Source organism: Mycobacterium sp. NGS34 (genome assembly GCF_059812845.1).
This window is the reverse complement of record NZ_JCALDM010000011.1, coordinates 115,063-136,815: the sequence shown is the minus strand read 5'-3', so window position 1 is coordinate 136,815 and position 21,753 is coordinate 115,063. Positions and strand designations below refer to the sequence as shown.

General features: G+C 67.5%; 7 protein-coding genes. 5 read left to right on the top strand and 2 right to left on the bottom strand.

All coding sequences use genetic code 11. The features are described 5' to 3' along the window. The first annotated feature begins 116 nt into the window (after window positions 1-116). The 5 genes from AC5Y7V_RS23685 (at window position 117) to AC5Y7V_RS23665 (ending at window position 18,100) form a co-directional block, all read left to right on the top strand. Complete coding sequence (locus AC5Y7V_RS23685) at window positions 117-1,112, top strand: sensor domain-containing protein (RefSeq protein WP_499882469.1); 996 nt, start codon at window positions 117-119, stop codon at window positions 1,110-1,112. 276 nt (window positions 1,113-1,388) lie between these two features. Beyond that, a complete protein-coding gene (locus AC5Y7V_RS23680) occupies window positions 1,389-2,693 on the top strand; it encodes a DUF7373 family lipoprotein (RefSeq protein WP_499882468.1) in 1,305 nt (434 codons plus the stop codon). A gap of 5 nt (window positions 2,694-2,698) precedes the next feature. Then, window positions 2,699-3,895, top strand: coding sequence for a DUF7373 family lipoprotein (locus AC5Y7V_RS23675; protein WP_499882467.1), 1,197 nt, complete (start codon window positions 2,699-2,701; stop codon window positions 3,893-3,895). A gap of 7 nt (window positions 3,896-3,902) precedes the next feature. Next, window positions 3,903-5,882 carry a serine/threonine-protein kinase gene (locus AC5Y7V_RS23670; RefSeq protein ID WP_499882466.1) on the top strand — a complete coding sequence of 660 codons (1,980 nt, stop codon included), beginning with the start codon at window positions 3,903-3,905 and terminating at the stop codon, window positions 5,880-5,882. A gap of 161 nt (window positions 5,883-6,043) precedes the next feature. Further along, entirely contained in the window at window positions 6,044-18,100 is a 12,057-nt protein-coding gene (locus AC5Y7V_RS23665; protein ID WP_499882465.1) for an ATP-binding protein, read from the top strand. Here the strand turns inward: AC5Y7V_RS23665 and AC5Y7V_RS23660 are convergent. Both AC5Y7V_RS23660 and AC5Y7V_RS23655 read right to left on the bottom strand, forming a co-directional pair. Continuing rightward, window positions 18,084-21,014, bottom strand: a complete 2,931-nt coding sequence (locus AC5Y7V_RS23660; RefSeq protein WP_499882464.1) for a DUF4349 domain-containing protein — start codon at window positions 21,012-21,014, stop codon at window positions 18,084-18,086. The two genes, AC5Y7V_RS23665 and AC5Y7V_RS23660, sit on opposite strands and share 17 nt — an antisense overlap. Beyond that, window positions 21,011-21,628 carry a MerR family transcriptional regulator gene (locus tag AC5Y7V_RS23655; protein ID WP_499882463.1) on the bottom strand — a complete coding sequence of 206 codons (618 nt, stop codon included), beginning with the start codon at window positions 21,626-21,628 and terminating at the stop codon, window positions 21,011-21,013. Before AC5Y7V_RS23655 ends, AC5Y7V_RS23660 begins: the two co-directional genes overlap by 4 nt. Between the last annotated feature and the right edge of the window lie 125 nt (window positions 21,629-21,753).

Here is a 21,753-nt window from a genome sequence, read left to right as displayed (position 1 = left end):
GTTAGCAACTATGTCGTAGCTCTGCAACGGTTTTATTGTTGCATCGCTACGATTCGCATGCTCTAATTCGAAGCATGAGCGCGGGCGCGCTGCCGCACACCCCGAGAGGACATCCGATGACAAGTCAGCCGAACCCCTACCCAGCCGATCCCCAACGCGGGCGCCCCGGCGCACGGGTCGCCCCACCGGGCCCGGCCGGGTGGGCCCCGCCTGTCGGGCGCGGCAGCGAGGAGGTGACCGCGGTTATCCCCCGACGGAGTGCCGCATTGCCCGCGGGCCGGCAGGTGCCGCCGACACCCCCGCCGTGGGCTTTCGGAGGGTGGTCGGGCCCGGCTTATCCGCCGCCGACCCAGTCGCGCAGCGACCGGCGCAAGTGGGCCTGGATCGGCGGAATAACGGCCACGGTGGTGGCCGTCATCGCATGCACCGGGCTGATCGCCATCGCGAGCAAATCCGACCCCACGCCGGCGCGTTCGGCCGCCAGCCCGGCGCCGGACTCCCCTTCGGTGTCGGTCGCGCCCAGCCAGGCACCCCCCGCACCGACCGTGCCGCTTGAGGCCCTGCCCCGGCTGTTGCTGGATGCCGGAGCGGTCAACGGCATCGAAGCGGCCACCGACATTCGGGTGATGCCCGACGCCCACGCGGATTCCCCGTTCAGCGAGTTGTCCAGCGACAGGCCCGATTGTGAGGGCATCCAGCATCCGGCGTTGACCGAGGCGTTGAGAGGAAGCGGCTACCTGGGCGTGCAGACGCAATTCCTGCGCGGCGACGGGCATCTCGTCAGCCAGGCCGTCATCGACTATCCCAGCGCCGAGTCGGCTACCAGGTTCGCCGCTCAGCAAGCCGAGAACTGGGGGAAGTGCGACGGTAAGCCGCTGACACTGACGAACCCGGCCGAGGGGTCCATCACCTTTACCGTCGGCACGGTCACCAACCGCGGCGGCATGCTCAGCGTCGTGTTCACCCAGGAAGGGGCCCGCGGCTGGGGGTGCCAGCGGGCACTCACCGCGCGCAACAACGTCGTGATCGACACCCGCAGCTGCGGCTTCAACCGCACCGACCAGGCCACGACCGCCGCCGCGCGAATGGCGGACCGGGTTACCACCCAATGACCTTCAAGCGCAACAGGATTGACGGCCCGTGGCGAGGGCTGGGGCGACTCCGCCGATGCCCAGCCTCTCTCCTGATTCCCCCGATGTTGGCGATGCACGCTGGTAGCATCAGCTACCATTCGCGGCCCGCGTGGCCGTGTTCTGGGTTGCTTACGTGCTTGGGGAAGCGAAAGGGGGCGTGGCCGTGAAGAATCGCAACGCTTCGGTGAGCGCCGAGCCCGTGGACGCGCTGAGCCACCGACCCGACGCCCCCGAGTTCGGTCGGGGCGGGCGTCGGTGAAAGACGTTCACGGCAAGGCCTGCGGTGCGGGTCTTGTTGGTCTGCGGCGACCAGGCACGGCGCCGACGCCACTGGCGTTGATGGCCGCGCTGGTCATCGCGCTGAATAGCGGTTGCACGTCTGTGGTGACCGGGAGCGCCGTCAAGTCCGGCGGCGCGGCTCCCCCGGCGGCCAACGTGGCCTTGCTGGATCCCGGCAACTATCCGCGCCGGCCGCGGGCGCCGCTGGGCACCGTGCCCAACGAGGACGCCGGGCGTCGCGTCGAAGCCCAGCGGATGGCCAGCATGGTGGCCGGACCGTGGGAAGTGGACCCGAAACTGATCTCGGTGCAGTCTGATCTGGCGCCCACCACCGCGCTCACCGACATCCGGTCTCTCTCGGCGCTGGTGTTCGGTACCGCCATGGGCGACCAAGCGGCCGCCCACCACTTTGTGGTGGGGTTCGTCAGTGGGCGCGCCACAGTGCCCGTGCCGGCGGGACAACCCGGCGCAGCGACGGACAAGCCCAAGATCCTCGACAACGCGGTGCTGCGTTTCGCCGGCCCACAGGACGCGGCGGCGGCGGCCTCGGCGATGGCCGCGGCCAACCTGGCCATCCCGCGCGCCGACAACGTGCCCGCCAGACGCCTGCCAATCCCCCGCTACCCAGCCGCTTTGGCCAACGTCGCCGCGGTCTCCGGAGGATTCGAGGCCGAGGCGTTCACCGCGCACGGGCCCTACGTGCTCTACCAGTACGCGGGTTCGAAGGATAGCGCCGACGTCACCGCCGACATGATCGCCAAAACCCTTGACCTGCAAGGCCCTTCGGCCGACCATTTCCAGGCCACCCCGGTGGAACAGCTGGCCAGCCTGCCCGCCGATCCCACCGGGTTGCTGGCCCGCACGGTGCCCTCCACCAACCCCACGGTCAACCAGGCCGCGGTGTACGAGCCCCGCGGGGCGCTGAACTTTCGCTCCGACCCGGTGGCCACCCAGGCGATGTACAACGACGCCGGCATTCAGCGGGTCTCGGCCGACCGGACCACCGTCTATGAGGCCGTCGACCCGACCGGCGCGGTTCGGGCCGTCGACGGGCTGGTGCGCATGGATGTCCCCTTCCTGGGCTATAAATCAGCGCCCGGCATCAGCGGGCTGCCCTCGGCGCGCTGCTTTGACCGGGGATCCGACAACCCCGACCTGGCGACGGTGCGCTACATGTGTGTCGCCGCCGTTGACCGGTACGCGTTCAAAGCTGCTGCCGGCCAAGAACTCGACGCCCACCAGATCATCGCGTCCCAATACCTCATGCTGACGGGCTCATGAACAGGATGGCGCGAACCTGGGTCGCCGTCGCGGTGGTGGCGACGGCCGTCGGATGCAGCACCACGATCGACGGGACCGCCACCACGGCGGCGGGGGCGGGCGGTTGGGACGGCGTTGAGGTCGCGTTGCTCGACGTGGGGAACTATCCGACCACGCCGCGCCCACCGCTGGGTGTCGCCGGCGCCCCCCGAGAGGGTGGATGGGCGGAGGCGCGCCGCCTCGCCACCAACGTGGTGGGCCCGTGGGAAGTCGATCCCGCCCTGACCCAGTACGCCCAGGTCGATACGGGTCCGGTCAAGGCCTATGAGGGGGTCAACGCGTTGCTGGGCGCCCCGATGGGTGACGGGCTTGCGGGTCACAGGTTTGTGGCCGGGTTTTCCAGTTCCCGCCACACCGGCACCGGGCCCTACAAAAGCCTGCTCAACGTCGTCTTGGAGCTGGACACACCCGCCGACGCCACGGCCGCCGTCGCGGACATGGCGGCCAAGAGCGCGGCTCTGACACAGCCGTTCGATACCAAGCCCGTTCCCACCCAGCCCATTTCGATCCCCCGCTATGCCGGAACCGCCGCGGTGACCTACCGGTGGACCGCCGTTTACCCCACCCCAGGGGAACCGCGATTTTCGGTGACGGCGGTGACCGCGCACGGCCAATACGTCTTCGCCCAAACCGCTACCTCGGCTGAAAACGCCGATATTGCCACGCAATTGATCGCCACCGCGCTGGACCTGCAGCAGCCGCTCATCGACAAGTTCAAGCCCACCCCGTACGACCAGTTGGCTCAGCTACCGCTGGACCCCGACGGCCTGCTGGCCCGAACCTTGCCGAAACGCGCCGAAAACGAGGTCATCAGCGACGGCGTCTACGACGCCCATGGGGCCCTGCACCTCGAACCCGACGACGCGGTTCACATGCAGGCCCTGTTCAAATCCGTTGGGGTCCAACAGGTCGCCGAGGTCGCCGAAATCCGCGTCTACCAAACACCGGACGCCGGCTCGGCGGCCCGCATCGTGGCCGACTATTCCGGCTCGCACCGGGTCGGCGGCATCAGCGGGATGCCCAAGGCGAAATGCTTCACCGAAACCCTGGCCTTTTGGTGCGTGGCCGGCGCCGACCGCTACGCCTACTTCATCCAAAATGAACAAGAAACCGCGCTGCACCAGATGATGGCCGCCCAATACCGCATGCTGACCGGGAAATGAGCCGGCCATGCCGCTAGCCATCGGAACCGTCATCGCCGGATACCGCATCGAAGGCGTCTTGGGCTCCGGCGGGATGGGGACGGTCTACCTGGCGCGCCACCCCACGCTGCCCCGCAGCGACGCGCTGAAGATCCTGTCCGCCGAACTCTCCGTCGATGAGCAGTTCCGCGCCCGGTTCACCCGCGAAGCCGACCTGGCCGCCACGCTGAGCCATCCGAACATCGTCACCGTGTTCAACCGCGGCGAAACCGAGGACGGCCAGCTGTGGATCGCGATGGAATACGTCGACGGCACCGCCGCAAGCGATCTGGCCGCCGCGAACCTCACGCCAACCCGGATCGTGCGCATCATCAGCGATGTCGCCAAAGCGCTCGACTACGCGCACTCCCGCCGCATCCTGCATCGCGACATCAAGCCCGGCAACTTCCTGCTGGCCTCGCCGGGCGTTCCCGACCAGGAACGAGTGTTGTTGGCCGACTTCGGCATTGCGCGGGCGCTGGACGACGCCACGACATTGACCGCTACGGGCTCACTGGTCTTCACCGCCGCCTACGCCGCGCCCGAGGCGATCCAAGGCGGCCCGGTGGACCACCGGACCGACATCTACTCCCTGGGCTGCTCGCTGTTTCGGCTGCTGACCGGCCGTACCCCCTACGGCGAATTCCGCGAACTGCCCGCGATGCTGATGGCCCACCTGATGCGCCCGATCCCACGCCCCGGCGACCTCACCCCCGGCTTGCCGCCCGCCGTCGACGACGTCATCGCCCGCGCGCTGGCCAAGAACCCCGACGAACGCTTCCAGACCGCGGGCGCGCTCGCCGCGGCGACGGCGGCCGCGCTGACCGGTCGCCCGGCGTCCGGCACGGACACGTCGGGTGGCGGGCACGAAACGCCCGCCCGGACCAACCCCACGCTGTCCTACCCGCCCACGTGGCCGACCCCACCCAGCGGACCCGGTGCGCTTGCGCCACAGCACCTTTCAGGCGGACACTGGCCGGGACCCGTTCCCTCGCAGCCACCGCGGCGCCGCAAACGCGGCCGGTTAGTCCTGGCCGCAACGTGTTTGGCCGTCGCGGTGGTCGTCGCGGCGGTCGTGGGCATCCGCGCGCTCGGCCACACCAGCGGGGGGTTGGCGCCCTACCGCCCGCAATCGCTGACCGGGAAGTTCGGCACCGTCAAACTCGAGCACCGCCCGGTGGCCATCGCCGCGCTCGGACCGGGCGATCCCGACGCCGTACTGTCGCTGGGCGTGCAGCCCGTCGTCATGACCCGGCCGCAGGCCGGCGTGCCGGGCTGGCTTCAATCCCTGGTGCACTCCGCCGCGCCGGTCCTGGCGGGCATCGACCCCGGCGCGGTCGCCGCGGCGAAACCCGACCTCATCATCGACACCGGCGACATCGACCAGCCCACCTACAACAAGCTGGCCGCCATCGCTCCGACCCTGACGCAGTCCGCCGACACCACCCAGGACTGGACCTGGCAGACGCAGCTGGCCTGGATCGCCACGGCGTTGGGCCGATCCGACACCGCCAAGACGCTGCTCGACGACGCGACCTCACAACAGGCGAAGGTCAAATCGGACCACCCGGCCTTTTCCGGCAAGTCCATCCTGGCGGTCAACTACACCGGCACCGACACCACGGCCGCCGCATCCGTGTCCACTCCGACCAGTTACCTCGAGGGCATCGGGTTTTCCTACAGCACCCATTACAAGCGCGCCCCGAGCGACCCACCCAATGTGCCGTTCGATATCAACGACTTCGACTACGTCGGGCGGCGCACCGACGTCATGCTCCTGTTGCGCACCGACCCGGGCGCAGGCGGCGGCGGATACGCCGGTCTGCCCGCCAAGTACAGCGGATACGGCGGAATGCTGGTCATCGTCGATGACCCCGCCACCATCACGGCGCTCAACACCGGCGGGCCGGCGGCCACCGGGTATCTCAACACCGCTCTCGTCAACAAGCTCAGCAACCAAATCCACTGACGCCCGCCGAGAAGTCCGCGTTGTTGCTGGCCTGCGGCGACGGCCCGTGCACCAAAGTCGGCATGCTCGCAGATATCGCAGGATAGGGCGGCTTTTACTCGATCTTGACTGCTTGTTGAATCGCCTTACCGACGATTGCGGACGTGACTAGTCTTCTAGAGGTGGAACTGGGGGTTTTGGGGCCTCTCCAGGTCCGGCGTGCGGGCGCGCCGGTCGCGATTCCGGGCGCCAAGCCCCGCGCGATCCTCACCATGCTCGGGCTGCACGTCGGTTCGGTGGTGTCGGCGGACACGCTCGTCGAGCTGCTTTGGGGCGAGGATCCGCCACGCACGGCCGCCAAGGCCCTGCAAACCCACATCTCCTCGCTGCGCCGCGCCCTGGGCGACGGCTTCGTGTTGACGGAGGGCGCGGGGTGGACTCTGGCCGAGAGCGAGGTCGACGCGTCGCGCTACAAGTCGGCCGCGCGACGGGGACGCGATGCCGCCGCGGCCGGCGACACCGGCCAGGCGGTGGCCCGCTTCGAGGAGGCGCTCGAACTCTGGCGCGGCATCCCCGAACTGCCCGACGGCCGCCGGGGAACGTCGGAAAAGACGCGGTGGATCGAGGGCCACGCCGCGCTGGTGGAGGACCGGGCCGACGCGCTGCTCGCGACGGGGCGCGCCGCCGAGATCATCGGTGAGCTGGAGGCCGCGGTCGCCGACGCGCCGCTGCGCGAAAGGCGTTGGGCCCAGCTGATGCTCGCTCTCTACCGCGCAGGCCGGCAGGGCGAGGCCCTGGGCGCCTACCAGCGGGCGCGGACCCTCCTCGCCGACGAGCTCGGCGTCGATCCCGGGCCGGAGCTGCGCCGGCTGGAGACCGCGATCGTCGCGCAGGACGCCGCGCTGGAAGCCCCTGGCGCGCAAAATGTTCCGGCGGTGACCCGCGCCGTGACCTTCCTGCTGACCGACATCGAGGGGTCGACCGCCGCGTGGGAGGCGGACGCCGCTGCCATGGGCTTCGCCCTCGCGCGTCACGACGAGCTGGTCGAACAGGTCGTCACGTCCCGCGGCGGACGGCTGATCAAGACCCGCGGCGAGGGCGATGCCACGTTCTCGGTCTTCGAGCGGCCGTCCGCGGGGGCCGCCGCCGCCCTGGAGCTGCAAGACGCGATCGTCGGAGAGCCCTGGGCGTTGCGGGAGCCCATGCGCATCCGCGTGGCATTGCACACCGGGGAGGCCGAGTTCCGCGACGGCGACTACTTCGGTCGGGCGGTCAACCGCGCAGCGCGGCTGCGGTCGCTGGCGGCGGGCGGCCAGATCCTGTGCTCGGGTGCGACGGCCGAGCTGGTGATCGACTCCCTGCCCGACGACGTCGTTCTCGCCGACCTCGGCACGCGCCAGCTGCGCAACCTCGCCCGCCCGGAGCACGTCTTCGAGCTCCGGCGGGAGACCGCGGACGTCCGTAGTACGGAAGAAGTCTCGGGCGAGGCACCCTTGGAGCGGCCGCCCCTGCCCGCGGTGCTGGCCGGCCCCGGGCCATTCGTCGGTCGCGGGCAAGAGCTCGAGCGGCTTTTTTCCGCGTGGCAGACCGCGCTCGCGGGTGGCACCAACGCCGTGCTGATCGCCGGCGAACCGGGCGTCGGCAAGACGCGTTTGTCCGGCGAATGGTCCCGGCAGGCCTACGACCAAGGCGCCCTGGTGATTTACGGCCGTTGCGACGAGGACCTCGGTGCGCCCTACCAACCGTTCGCGGAAGCCCTGCGTTCGCTGGTGCCGTGCCTTGGTGGCGGGCGGCTTGGCGGGCTGCGGGGCGTGGAAGCGCTACTCCCCCTGGTTCCCGGGCTGACCGATGTCCTCCCCGACCTGGCCGCACCGACGCGCGCCGACCCCGACACCGAGCGCTACGCGCTTTTCGACGCCGTCGTCGCGCTGCTGAGCGTCGCGTCGGCGAGCGCGCCCGTCGTCCTGATCCTCGATGACCTGCACTGGGCGGCCAAACCCACGTTGCTCCTGTTGCGGCATCTCCTGCGTTTCGGCGAGCGTGCCCGCGTGCAAATCATCGGCACCTATCGCAGCACCGACCTCGACCGCTCCCATCCCCTTTCGGCCATGCTCGCCGACCTGCACCGTGACGGCACCGCCAACCGCCTCCAGCTCGGCGGGCTCGACGAGGGCGACGTGACCGCCTACGTCGCCGAGGCCGGCTACAACGACGAAGAGCTGGCCCGGGCGTTGGCGTCAGTCACGGGTGGCAACCCGTTCTTCCTCATCGAGGCCCTGCGCCACGTGGAGGAAAGCGGTGGGCGGTGGGATCAGAGCACGCTGCCGCAGGGGGTCCGGGAGGCGGTGAGTCGCCGCCTTTCTCGGCTGACCCCGGAGACGAACAAGGGCCTTGCGGCGGCGGCGGTCGTCGGTAGCCGGTTCGCCCTGGAGCTGGTGGAGCGGGTGGTCGGCGACGACCTGGTCGACGCGTTCGACGAGGCATGCAAGGCGGGCATTGTCATCGAAGAGCCCGGCGGTCGCTACCGGTTCAACCACGCGCTCGTCCGACAGTCACTGCTCGCCGAGCTGCCCTCGGTGCGGCGCATGCGGCTGCACCAGCGCATCGCCACGACGTTGGAGAACGAGCCCGGCGCCGACGACGAGTTGCTCGCCGAGCTGGCGCACCACTACTTCGAATGTGCTTGGGCGGGAAACGCGGTCAAGGCTGTCGAGTACTGCCGGCGTGCCGCGGACCAGGCGATGGCCCGCCTCGCCTATGAAGGCGCGGCCGACCTGTACGATCGGGCGCTCCACGCGTTGGAAGAGATCGACGACGAGCTGCCCGACCGCGACGACCAGACCGCAGAGCTGCTGGTCGCGCGCTGCGAGGCGCTGCTGGCCGCCGGTGACGTGACTTCCGCGGCCGGTGCGGTCTCTCAATTGCAAAGCGCCACTGTGGATTCGACTCGGCTAGCGGCCTGGGCAACGTGCTTCGACGGGCAGCTGTCGATGCTGACCGATCCCGAGCGGTTGGACGAGATCGAGGCCGCGGTCGGCGCGGCCGCCGACATATTGGCCGGAATTGGCGATGCGGCCGGAGAAGCCAACGCGCACACCGTCCGTGCCGGCTGCCTGGCGCGACTCGGGAGAATCGGCGACTGCGAAGTCGCCCTGGACGACGCTTTGACGGCGGCGCGGCGCGCGCGCGAACACCGCAGGGTGAACGCAGTCTTGGCTAACGCGCCCCTCGCGGCGCTGTGGGGACCCAACCCGGTACCGCGCGCCGGCGGGCGGTGCCTTGACGTGGCGCGGCTGCTGCGAATCACGACCGAGTCGCCTGCGGTGGAGGCGACCTCGACGCGGTGCCAGGCCGTGTTGGAAGCCTTCCGGGGCCGAGCCGCGGCGGCCCGAAGGATGATCGACTCCGCCCGGCGCACGGTGACCGAGCTCGGCCTGCGCCATTCCCTTCTCGAGGTCGAGCAGTTCGCCGGCATCGTCGAGTTGGTCGTCGACGATCCCGCCGCGGCCGAGCCACACCTGCGCAAGGCCTACAACGGCTTTCGTCGCATGGGCCTCGACGCCGACACCGCCGAAACCGCAGCGCTACTGGGTCGCGCGTGTCTGACGCTCGGCCGAGACGCTGAGGCCGACGAGTTGTGTTCGGAAAGCGAGCGTCTCGCGGGGCACGCGTTGAAGCCGTCGATCGCCTGGCGCACGCTTCGGGCACGGCTGCTGTCGCGCGGGGGCGATCATGGCGAGGCTCGGCGCGTCGCCGAGGCGGCCGTCGGCCTGGCCGAACGGACCGACGCATTGGTCGATCATGCCGACGCATGCCTTTCCCTGGCAACGGTTTTGGGCGCCGCCGGCGACGCAGCGGGGGGGCGGGCCGCCGCCGAGCGAGCGGTAGAATTGTACGAGCGGAAAGGCGCTGCGGCACTTGCCGAGAGGGCGCGACAAGTTATCGGTGCCGAACACCGAGCCGCCCCGGCTCCCTCGGAACCGCCGCCACACGTCGTACCCGACACCGCGTGCGTGCGGGCAGGTGAACGCATGAGCGCTGCCACTGAACGCCAAGCGTGGGACGAAATCGCGCAGATGTACTCGCCCAACGCAGTCATTGAGAGTCGCCGCAAGGTAGTCGGATTTACCCAGATGACGTCGGGCGACTGGGTACCAGCACAAAAGCCAATTCTCGGGACGGGCGCCGTGCGGATCACCCAAGTGGTTATCGCCGTACGCGGCGAGCGCCTGGCTCTCTCCCGACTAAGGGTGGGCAGTGCCGATGCAAGCCCAGGAGCGCCGTATGACGAATTTCTCGCCCTCTACGGCATCGATGAGGAGGGCCGATTTGCGCTGCAGGTGTGGTTCGACGTCGATGACCTCGACGCCGCGCTCGCCGAACTCGACTCCGCGGCCGCCCGATTCGAGGAGGAGCAGCCGAGGGCGCGGCGGTTGGAAAATGCGGCGACCAGAGCCTACGAGCGCGTCCCGCCGGTGACCGAGGCTCTACCCGAAGCTCCGAGCGTCGAAATAGACAACGCCGCCGTGCGAGTGGGCGAACGCGTGATGGCCGCGGTTCACCGCGGGGCCTGGGAAGAGTTCGAGCAGTTTTTCGCACCCGATATCTCGATCGAAAATCGCCGGAAGGTCGTCGGTCTTACGCTGCCATCCGACGCGTGGCGACGTGGGTGGAGGCGCGAAGTCGAGACGGGCGGCATGCGGGTCAAACACGTCATAGTCGCGGCGCGAGGCGAGCGCCTGGCGCTCGCTCGAATGCATGCCGGCACCGAAGACGTGGGCCCTGGGGCGCCGTACGATGAATTGCTTCACCTGTATGCCATCGACGATGACGGTCGAGTCGCGCTGCAGATGTTCTTCGACGTCGAAGACATCGATGCCGCGCTCGCCGAACTCGACGCCCTGGCTGCGCGATTCGAGGAAGAACGATCGCAAGCGCGGCGCCTTGAGAACACGGCAACGCGCGTCATCGAGCGAGGCTACTCATACTTCGCGGCCCGTGACTGGGACGCCTTGGCTCAAGCAACGGCCCACAACTACTCCATCGACGATCGCCGACGGATGATGAACGCCGGGATCCGGCATGGCCGGGATGCCGGGACGAAAGAGTTGGAGGCCACCGCTGACGTCGGCTTCACCACGATGATGTTGTTGGGCGCCGTGGCAACCCGCGGCGAGCGCCTCGTCCTCACGCACGTTCGCATCTCCGGCCGCGAACCCGAGGCGATTCAAAACGAAGCCCTCAACGTTGTCGAGATCGACGAGGACGAAAAGGTTATGGCGGTCGTCGTGTTCGACCTCGACGATTTCGACGCCGCTATCGCCGAGCTCGACGCGCGCTATCTCGCCGGCGAGGCGGCGCCGCATGCGCGCACGTGGTCAGTAGTCACCGGTGCCCTCGTTGCCCACAATCGCCGCGAGCTTGCAGCGGCGACGCCGGACGCGGCGACTATCGACCATCGCCGGGTGGCCGCCTTTGCGCCCGGTGAAGGTATCGAGTACCTCAAAGCAGGGTGGGATCTCGGCCAAAAGCTCGACATCTACATCGAGACCGTGCACCGGCTGAGCGACCTCGGTGCGGTTTTCACTTGGGCGGGAGATGGGTCCTCCGACGAAGGCTTCGAGGCCGAGTGGCGGGGCATCAACTTGATGACGGTCGACGGCGAATTGGTGGACCGCAGCGAGGTGTTCGATGACGCCGACGTCGAGGCGGCGGTCGCGAGGTTCGATCAACTCAGCCGCCCGGCGCGCCGACTGGAGAACGCGGCGAGCCGCGTGGACGAACGCTTCCAGACATGCTTCGCGGCCCGCGACTGGGCCGCGATGGGCGAGATATTGGACGACGACATTGCTGCCGACGATCGCCGCCGGGTAGTGAATGCCGGAATCCGACGCGGTCGGGATGCGAAAATCGCGGACATGCGGGCGACCGCCGACCTCGGGACGACGAAGGGGTCGTCAACGGTGATCGCCATCCGCGGGGAGCGCCTCACCCTCGTGCGTATCCGCCTCTCGGGACGAGACCAGCGGCCCGACGCCTTCCAGACCGAGATGCTCGGCATCGTCGAGGTCAACGGCGATAACCGGATGACTGCGCGCATCCTTTTCGACCCAGACGACTTCAATGCCGCCATCGCGGAGCTCGACTCCCGATACCTCGCCGGGGAAGCGGCACCGCACGCGCGCACATGGTCGGTCATCGGGACGGCCTACGCCGCCCTCAACCGCCACCAATTCCCCGCCACCACGGCGGATTTGGTCAACATCGACCACCGAGGCGAGACAGCGTTCGGGCCCGCCGACTTGAGTGCATACCTCCGCGACGGGCTGGATCTCGACCAAGGCATCGCTATCTATATCGAGTCCGTGCACCGGCTGACCCACCTCGGGGCGGTCATCATCTACGCAGCCCATGAGACCTCGCGCGAGGGCTTCCAGGCCGAGTGGCGGGGGGTTGCGCTGCTGACGGTCGAAGGCGACAAGATCAACCGCTGCGAGGTATTCCACGAGGCAGATATCGACTCCGCGATCGCGCGGTTCGAACAGCTCAGCCGGCCGGCACTGCGGCTTGAAAACGCCGCAAGCCATGCGCTCGAGCAATGGTTAGCGCACTTCGCGACACGCGAGTGGGACGCGATGGCGGCGCTAGTTGCCGACGACTACTACGGCGACGATCGCCGTCCCGTTTTTGGCGCCGGGATCCAGCGCGGTGGGGATGTCATGATCAGGCAATTCCAGACCGCCGCCGACCTCGACGTCACACGAGCGGCGTCAGACGTCGTCGCCACCCGCGGGAATCGCGTCGCCCTCACCCATACCCTCTTCTCACGCATCGACGACGGACCCGATGCGTTCCGCGTGGATGTCCTATATGTCGTCGAGATCAATGCCGACGAGCGGATTTCGGCGCTTGTCGCATTCGACTCCAGTCAGATCGAGGCCGCCATCCAGGAACTCGATGAGCGCTACCTCGCCGGCGAAGCGGGCGCCCATGCGCGCACGTGGTCGACCATCACGGGCGTTTACGCCGCGCTTAACAGACATGAGATCGCGGCGACGACGGCTGACTTCGTGAGCATCGACCACCGCCGGGGACCAAAGTTCGCGCCCGGTGATCTCATCGCGTATGTCCGTGCCAGTTGGGACCTCGCACAGGATGGCCGTACGCATATTGAGACTGTGCATCGGCTGAACAACCTCGGTGCTGTCGTAACGCATGTGGTGCATGGAACTTCGCAAGAGGGCTTCGAGGCCGAATGGCGGGAAGTCGTTCTGCTTACGGTCAACGGTGACCTGATCAGCCGCTCTGAGATGTTCGACGAGTCGGGCCTCGACGCCGCGATCGCGCGGTTCGAACAGCTGGACCGGCCGGCGCCCCGGCTGGAAAACGCGGCAAGCCATGCGTACGAACGCTTCCGGACGTGCTTCGCCGCGCGCGACTGGGCGGCTATGGCGGAGTTACTGACCACGGATACGGCCGTCGACGATCATCGACGCGTCGTCAACGCCGAAACCCGGCGCGGTCGAGATGTCGAAATCGCGAACATGCGGGCCTTCGCCGACATTGGGGTGACGACGAGTACGGCGACCGTTATCGCCACACGAGGCGAACGCCTCGCCCTGTGCCGGACATGTATCTCTAGCGAAGACAACCAAACCGGGGGATTCCGTATCGAGATGCTGATCATCGTCGAAACCTCCGCCGACCAACGGATCCTGGCACGCGTCGCATACGACCCGGAAGACATCGACGCAGCCTTCGCGGAACTCGATGCCCGCTATCTTGCCGGAGAGGCGGCGGCCCACACACGCACGTGGTCTGTCGTCACTCAGGCCTACGCCGCACTCAATAGGCATGAAATGCCTTCGGCGACGCCCGATTGGGTCAACATTGACCACCGCCGAGGAGCATCGTTTGCGCCCGGTGAAATGTCTGCGTTACTTGACGCCGCGTGGAACCTCACGGCCGACCTGACGCATTCCATCGAGGCTGTGCATCGCCTGAATGATTTCGGAGCCGTCGTCACCAACGCGTCGCGTGAGACCTCGCATGAAGGTTTCGACGCCGAGTGGCGAGTGATCACCGTTGTGACGGTGGAAGGCGACATGCTCAACCGCTGCGAGGTATTCGACGAGTCCGACCTCCACGCGGCGATCGCGAGGTTCGAGGAACTCACCCAACCGACACCACGGCTGGAGAACACCGCAACACGGGTGTGGGAGCGCCTCTACTCGTACATTGCGGCCAGCGACTGGCACGCCGTTGCTCAAATATCTGCCGAGAACGTCGCCGTCGACGATCGCCGGCGAGTGGTGAACGCCGGGATCCTGCATGGTCGTGATGCCAACATCAAAGATGCGCAGGCGACCGTTGATGTCGGCTTCACGATGAAGATGGTGGGCGTTCTGGCAATCCGCGGCGGCCGCCTCGCGTTGACACGGGTTCGCGTCTCGGGCCATGAACCCGAGGCGATTCAAAACGATGCCCTCAGCATCGTCGAGATCGACGCAGACGAGCGAATCGTGGGGGTCGTCGTGTTCGACCTCGATGACATCGACGCAGCCTTCGAAGAGCTCGACGCCCGATACCTCGCGGGTGAAGCAGCCCCGCACGCGAGCACTTGGACCCTCGTCGGGGGGACTTATGCCGCAATGAACCGGCACGAGCTTTTCGCGACAACGCCGGATTGGGTCAACCGCGATCACCGACGACCCGGGATAATCGAGGACGGTGGCCTCAATGCATCCATCCGTTCGCTCTGGGAGCTCACACCGGACCTCACCTTCCGGATCGAGGCCGTGCATCGGTTGACGGACCTCGGTGCGGTCTGCAGCCACGTGGCGCATGGAGTTTCGCAAGATGGCTTCGACGCGGAGTGGCGGGGAATTGAAGTCATCACTGTCGATCGTGATCTGATCAACCGTTGCGAAATCTTCGACGAGGCTGACATCGAGCCCGCGCTCGCCCACTTCGAGGAACTTCACCCACCGACGCGACGACTGGAAAACGCAGCAAGCCGAATATACGACCGCTTCAACGCGTACCTCGCGGCGCGCGACTGGGACGCCATGGCGAAGATGATCACCGACGACATTTGCAGTGACGATCGACGGCGGGTGGTAAGCGCCGGCATCCAACGCGGTCGGGATGCCCAAACTGCAAATCTGCGGGCCATTGTCGATGTCGGGGTCAATAACTTCGAGTCCTCGGTTATCGCGACCCGGGGCGAGCGCCTCGCGCTGACCCGTGCTCGCGTATCGGGCGACGAGCGGCCCGAGGCATTCGGCTCGGAGATGCTGAGCGTCATTGAGATTGACACCGACAGTCGGATCGCGGCGGGCGTCTTGTTCGACCTCGATGACCTCGACGCCGCCTTCGAAGAACTCGAGGCGCGCTATCTCGCCGGCGAAGCGGCCGACCACGCGCACACTTGGACCCTCGTCGCGGGTAGCTTCGCCGCGATCAACAGACACGAACTACCCGCGCTAACGCCGGACTTGGTCAACATCGACCACCGCCGCGGAGCAGCCTTCGCGAGCGGTGACATGACGGCATACGTCCACGACGTGTTCGATGACGCGGCGGACTTCGATGCCTATGTCGCGGTCGTGCACCGCCTGAGCGACCTCGGAGCTGCCGTCACCATGACGTCGCATGGCACCTCGCAAGAGGGCTTCCACGCCGAGTGGCGAGAGATCGCGATTATCGCGTTCGACGGCGATCTGCTCAGCCGCTTCGAGCTGTTCGACGAGACAGAACTCGAGACCGCGCTCGCCCGCTTTGACGAGCTCCACCCACCGACGCGAGGGCTGGAAAACACGGCGAGCCAAATGGCCGAGCAATTCCTAGCTCATTTTGCGGCGCGCGACTGGGACGCCATGGCCGACCTACTGACCGACGACGTCTCCTCGCACGATCGCCGTCGCACCGTAAACGCCGGCGTCCGACGCGGTCGAGGCGCCGAGATGGCGAACTGGCGCGCCACCGCCGACATCTGGACAACGCGGGTGGGGTCGACCGTGATTGCGACCCGCGGAGAGCGTCTCGCGCTCATCAAAGTCGCCTTCACGAGCCAAGACCGGTCGTCTGATGCGTTTGACGCCGCGGCGTTTGCAATTCTAGAGATCAACGACGACAACCGAATTACCGCGGATGTCGTGTTCGACCTCGATGACTTCGACGCCGCAATCACCGAACTTGACGCGCGATACCTTGCCGGCGAAGCGGCCGGCCATCGACACACATGGTCGGTGATCGCACGGATCTGCGCCGCTTTCAACCGGAAAGAACTTTTCGCGACAACTCCAGACCCGATTTACATCGATCATCGACCGCTCGTATCGATCGAGGGGGCTGATCTACCCGCATCCATCCGTGCCGTGTGGGACCTCACTTCGAAGGCCAGCGTCTACATCGAGGCCGTGCATCAGCTGAGCGAACGCGGAGCCGTCTTCACCGAGGTCCTGAACATGACCTCGCGAGAAGGCTTCGACGCGGAAGTGCGGATGATCATGATGTTCACAGTCGAAGGCGACCTAATCAGCGGCGTCGAGGTGTTCGACGAGGAACACGTCGGTGTCGCGCTGACCCGCTTAGAGGAATTTCGCCCACCGACGCGGCGACTGGAAAACGCGGCAAGCCGAGTACACGGGCGACTCAAGGCATTAGTCGTGGCCCGTGACTGGAACGCCGTAGGCGAGATCCTGGCCGAAGACATTGCAATCGACGATCGCCGTCGGGTCGTGAACTCCGGGATTCAACACGGACGAGATGCCGCCATCGCGGATATGCGGAGCGCCGTCGACTTGGGGCTCACGCATATTTCGTTGGCCGTCATCGCGACCCGAGGCGCTCGCCTCGAGCTATGTCGGACGTGTATCCGGTACCAAGAGCAACCTGAGGCATTCCGCATGGAGTTTCTTAGCGTCCTCGAGATCAATGCCGAAGAGCGGATCGTGGCGCGCGTCGCATTCGACCCGGATGACATCGACGCGGCCTTCGAGGAGCTCGATGCGAGATACCGTGGGGGCGAGGCGGCTAACCACGCGCACACGTGGTCACTCGTCACACGCGCGTACGCAGCGCTCAACAGACGCCAACTCCCCGAGGCGGCCGCCGACTGGGTGAATATCGATCACCGCCGACTCGCACCAATCCCGGCCGGTGGTCTAAGCGCATACCTTCTTGCGACATGGGATCTCTCGCCGCAATCCGGCATCCGGATTGAGGCTGTGCATCGGTTGAGCAAGGTAGGAGCTGTCGTCACCCAGGTTGTGAAAGGGACCTCACACCAAGGTTTTGAGGCCGAGTGGCGCACCATCGACCTTTCGACCTACGACGGCGACAAAATCAAACGGACGGAGCTGTTCGACGAGGATGACCTCGACGCAGCTCTGGCGAGATTCGACGAGCTCAATCGGCCACCACCACTTGAGAACAAGGCCACACGTACATGGTCTCGCATGGCCGACGCGACCAACCGCCGCGACTTCGAAGGCTTCCTTGCCCTCAGTGCTGCGGACCTGCGCTACGAGGACCGGCGAAAGGGTCTCCGGGATGAATTCCGGGGCCCAGCACAGCGAAAGGCTGTGCATGCGATGTTCGAGTCCATACCAATCAGCGTGCGGGCGACGGCAGACCCTATCGCAATCAGGGGATCCCGCCTTTCGCTGATCCATGTCTGTTACCGCGATACCGATTACGCCGATCGCCCGATCACCGTCGAGTTCTTGCAAGTCGCGGAAGTCGACGACGGCGGCATGCTGCGCTACAGCGTCAGCTTCGATCCCGAGGACATCAAGGCTGCCTTCGAGGAACTCGATAGACGCTATCTCGCCGGCGAAGCCGCCTCCCACGCACACACGTGGTCGGTCATCGCGGCGTCGTATGCCGCTGCTAATCGATACGAGTTCCCCTCGACGACACCGGACGTGGTCGACATCGACCACCGCCGACTCGGAATGATCGGGTCGGGCGACTTGACCGCATACCTCCGCGAAACATTCGACGACCTCACCGACATGAGGACCTACGTGGAGACTGTCCATCGGCTGACCGACCTCGGCGCGGTCATCACTCACGTGGGAAGCGGAACCTCACGCGAGGGCTTCGATGCCGAGTGGCGCCTGATTAACGTCGTTACGCTCGACGGCGATCTGTTCAGCCATAGCGAAATGTTCGACGAGGCGGACCTCGACGCCGCGCTCGCGAGGTTCGACCAGCTCAACCGACCTGGCTAGCCTCGCCTGATGGATTGCCCCGAAAACGCCTACGGCGCAACACCAAGACGAGAACCAGCGCCACCACACCCAGCACCGGTATCCACGGGATGAGGAATCCGACCGCCATCACCACGCCGTGGATGGCGGAGAGCAGCGACTGCCACCCGTGTTGAAGTGCGCTGAGGAAACCAGGCTGAGGAACCGCCGTCGGTTTGGTCGAGAGGCTGACGTTGATCGTCGCGTAGGAAATCTGGTCGCCCAGCGTGGCGCGCTGCGCCCGCAGCGAGTCCAACTCGGCCTGACGCTGGGTCAGCGACGACTCCGCCGCCAGCAGGTCGGCGACGTTGCCGGCCCGGCCCATCAGTTGCAGCAGTCGGTTGACCGAGGTCTGCAACGCCTCGATGCGGGCATCGAGGTCGACGCGCTGCGACGTCACGTCGTTGTGCCCGATGGACATCGATTCGACGGTCCCCAATTTCTTGGCGTCGGCCAGCACCCCGTCCAGTTTGTCGGCGGGAATGCGCAACACGAGATCCACTGTCGGCGAGGACGATCCGGATCGCTCCGAACGCGAGTCCACTCGACCCCCGGCGTCGGTGGCCGCGGTGATGAGCCGGTCGGCGACCTGGGTGGGCTCGGCGACGATCATCTGCATCGATCCCGTCGTGATGATGTCGCGTTTGTACGTAGCGTCCGCGGGCGCCTGCGGCGGTGGCGGTGCTTCCGGTAGCGAGACGGTGCTCTCGGGAACGCCGGCCCTCGTCCCGGACACCTGGCCCGCGGCGCCCCTATCCTCCGACGCCGGAATCTTGCCGCTCACAATGCCGTCTGCCGTCGGGCCGGGGTGACCGTCCCGACTCGTCGACCAGGTCCAGCCGCCGCCGAGCAGCAGCGCGCCGACCACCACCGCCGCAATCACATTGCGCAGCTTCACGGTTCGTGCCTGCGATTTCCGCGACGGTTCTTTGGGGGACGATGCGGGTTGGCTCGGCGTCACGGCAGCCCCGGCCAACAGGGACCGCGGCGGGGCGGCAAACACGACTTGGTCCGCGGGCCGCTCCCAGCCGGCCGGCACCTCGACGGGTTGCACCACGCGGTGCGGCACCTCGCCGTCGGCAACGACGCGGCTGTCCACCGCCACGAATGCGGTGAACCGGCACAACACGCCAAACCGCAACGACGTCTTGATAATCCGCTCCTCCAAGTCCGGCGTGGCGGCCGCGGCGTAGCGGTCCTCGAGGTCGCGCAGGTGCGCGCGGGCCCACTGCGCGGTCACGGCGGGGGCATCGAGGCGTCGCCCGGCGACGACGACCGACCAGTCGCCGCCCTCCCCCGTCGCGCCGCGGACAGTTAAAGAGCCGGCCGCGCTCCCCCGATACCGCCCACTCACCACCAAAGGCACCCCCGGGAACAGGTCGGGCAGCCTAGCCGGGGTCGCGGTGTCCTCGACGATCGCCAACCCTTCGGCGCGCAGCGACAGCGAATGCGCGAGCGGCGCGCCGATGCGGCGGTGAATGGCGTCCATCGCCTCGTCGAGGCGGTCCTCGCTTTCCACCAACTCGCAGCGGCCCCCGCCGACACTGGCCAGGCGCCAAAGGAATCCGGCGTTGACGGCCTGGTCTACCCCAACTGCGTGCACGCGGACCCGCGGCAGGTCGCCCGACAGCTCGTGCAGCAGTTGGTCCTCGTTGCCGACCTGCCCGTCGGTGACGAGGATGACGACGGCGTCTCGGGCTTCGCCGTTGCGCGACCCGCTCAGCAACGCGAGGGCTTGCCTTAGCGGCGCGACCATCTCGGTGCCGCCGCGTGCGTCGACGCGGGCGAGGTGCTCGACGGCGCGGTACCGGTGCCTCTCGCTGGCCTCGACCAGCCCGTCGGGCAGCCCGGCGGGGCGGTCGATCCGATCGTCAAATGTCAAGACCGCGAACCGGTCTCCGCTGGTGAGCGTGTCGACGATGCGGGCCGCGGCGCGGCGGGCGGCCACCATCTTCCAGCCGGCCATGCTGCCGGAGCGGTCGAGCACCAGCACCACGTCCCGCGGGCGCGGCGGCGCGCTGGCCGCCGGCGGCAGCACCGTGAGCTGATAGGTTCCCTCATCGCCCTCCGAATCGGGCACCAGCACAAGCGAATCGGTGACGTCTTCCGCGCCGTAGCGCAGCCGCAGCACGAAATCCCGGTTGGCGCGCTCGCCGGGGTGGACCCGTATCCGGCCGTCGTCGGTGGACACCGCGTGCAGGCTCGATCGCACCTCCGACAGCGTGAGGCCGGCGGGGTCGATCCCGACCTCGATGGACAGCGGAACTGGGTGCGGAAACCCGGGCAGCAGCACGGGTGGGGTGATGCGCGACGCGTCGGGCACCGCGTCGGTGTCGTCGGCGTGGCCGTCGCCGACCGCGACATCGGCAAGCGCGCGGCCCGGGATGTACCGTGGCGCAACCACAAGCGGAAACCGGAACGTCGCCTCGCCGTCCGCGTAGGCCAGCGGGATGACGAGCGTCAGGGCGACGCTGACCCGTTCGCCGGGCAGGATGTTGCCGACCCGCATCGTGAAGACGTCCGGCCGCTCCTCCTCGGCGATGGACGCGCGCCGGCCCGACGCGATGGCGTCGTCGTACGCCTGGCGGGCGGCCTCCCGCTCCCGCAGCTCGGCATCGACGACCCGCCCGTCGGCGGTCATCCGCATGTCCGTGACCGCCCCCCGATCCGGCAGCGGGAACACGTAGCTGGCTTCCAGGGGTACGTCGAAGGAATTGACAAAGTCCTGCGTCAGCTCGACGCGGCTGGTGAGCCCGGTGATCTCGGCGCGTACGTCGATGCGCTCCAGCGGCAGGTTGCCGCGCTCGGTGCTCAGGGCGCCAAGCCCGGCCTCGTCGTCCGGGGCGGCCACCCGATCGGTTTCAGCGTCGGCCATCGACGTGATACGGACGGTCATGAGGGGCTCCGTTCATCAGGGGTCAGCAGGCCACGCTCGGCCAGCAATTCGAGCAGCGGCCGGGCGGCCGCACGGATCGCGTCGATGTCGTCTTCGTCGGGTCGGCCGCCACCCCCAGATCCAGCGGGCAGCAGCAACAGTGCCCCGCCGGGCAGGCTGACGGCGGCCAACTTGGTGACACTGTCAGCGCCGTCGCCGTTGGCCACCGGCGCCGCGGCGGGCGGATCGGCCCAGAAGCGTTGTCGGCGAACCGGACTCGGCGCCGGTTCCTCGAGCTCCGCCGCCATCAGTTCGTCGGGCACGCCGGCGACTTTGCGCAGCGTTTCGTCCGTCGCTCCCGCAAGTTCGGCCTGGATGTCGGCGAGCGAGCGGCCCTCGGCCTGGCGCCGTTTGACCGCGACGATCTGCAGCAGGTGCCGGGGACTGTACAGCGCCGTGCGTCCCTGCATGGTCGGCCGGTCGACGAGCCCGGTCGTCGTGTACCACCGGACAGCCCGGCGATCCGGCAGGCCCCGGACACGCCCGTTGGGCGCTCCCGGATACGCCGGATCCGCCAGTCCGGCGGCCACCCGCCGAACCAGCTCGTCCAGCGTCCACGTCGCCACGTCGGCCATCCATCGATACTGACACTGTCACAATGACACTGTCAATGTTTTGGCAACAGCTCGATTACCGATGCATCGAAAACGCACCTGCCGAATCGAGACGTGAATACGCTTCATCGGCAACAGGGATGAGG

Excerpts from the sequence above, each read along its gene's own strand:
- AC5Y7V_RS23660 (WP_499882464.1), bottom strand. The coding sequence starts at position 21,014 with ATGACCGTCCGTATCACGTCGATGGCCGACGCTGAAACCGATCGGGTG.
- AC5Y7V_RS23675 (WP_499882467.1), top strand. The coding sequence starts at position 2,699 with ATGGCGCGAACCTGGGTCGCCGTCGCGGTGGTGGCGACGGCCGTCGGA.
- AC5Y7V_RS23685 (WP_499882469.1), top strand. The coding sequence starts at position 117 with ATGACAAGTCAGCCGAACCCCTACCCAGCCGATCCCCAACGCGGGCGC.
- AC5Y7V_RS23655 (WP_499882463.1), bottom strand. The coding sequence starts at position 21,628 with ATGGCCGACGTGGCGACGTGGACGCTGGACGAGCTGGTTCGGCGGGTG.
- AC5Y7V_RS23670 (WP_499882466.1), top strand. The coding sequence starts at position 3,903 with ATGCCGCTAGCCATCGGAACCGTCATCGCCGGATACCGCATCGAAGGC.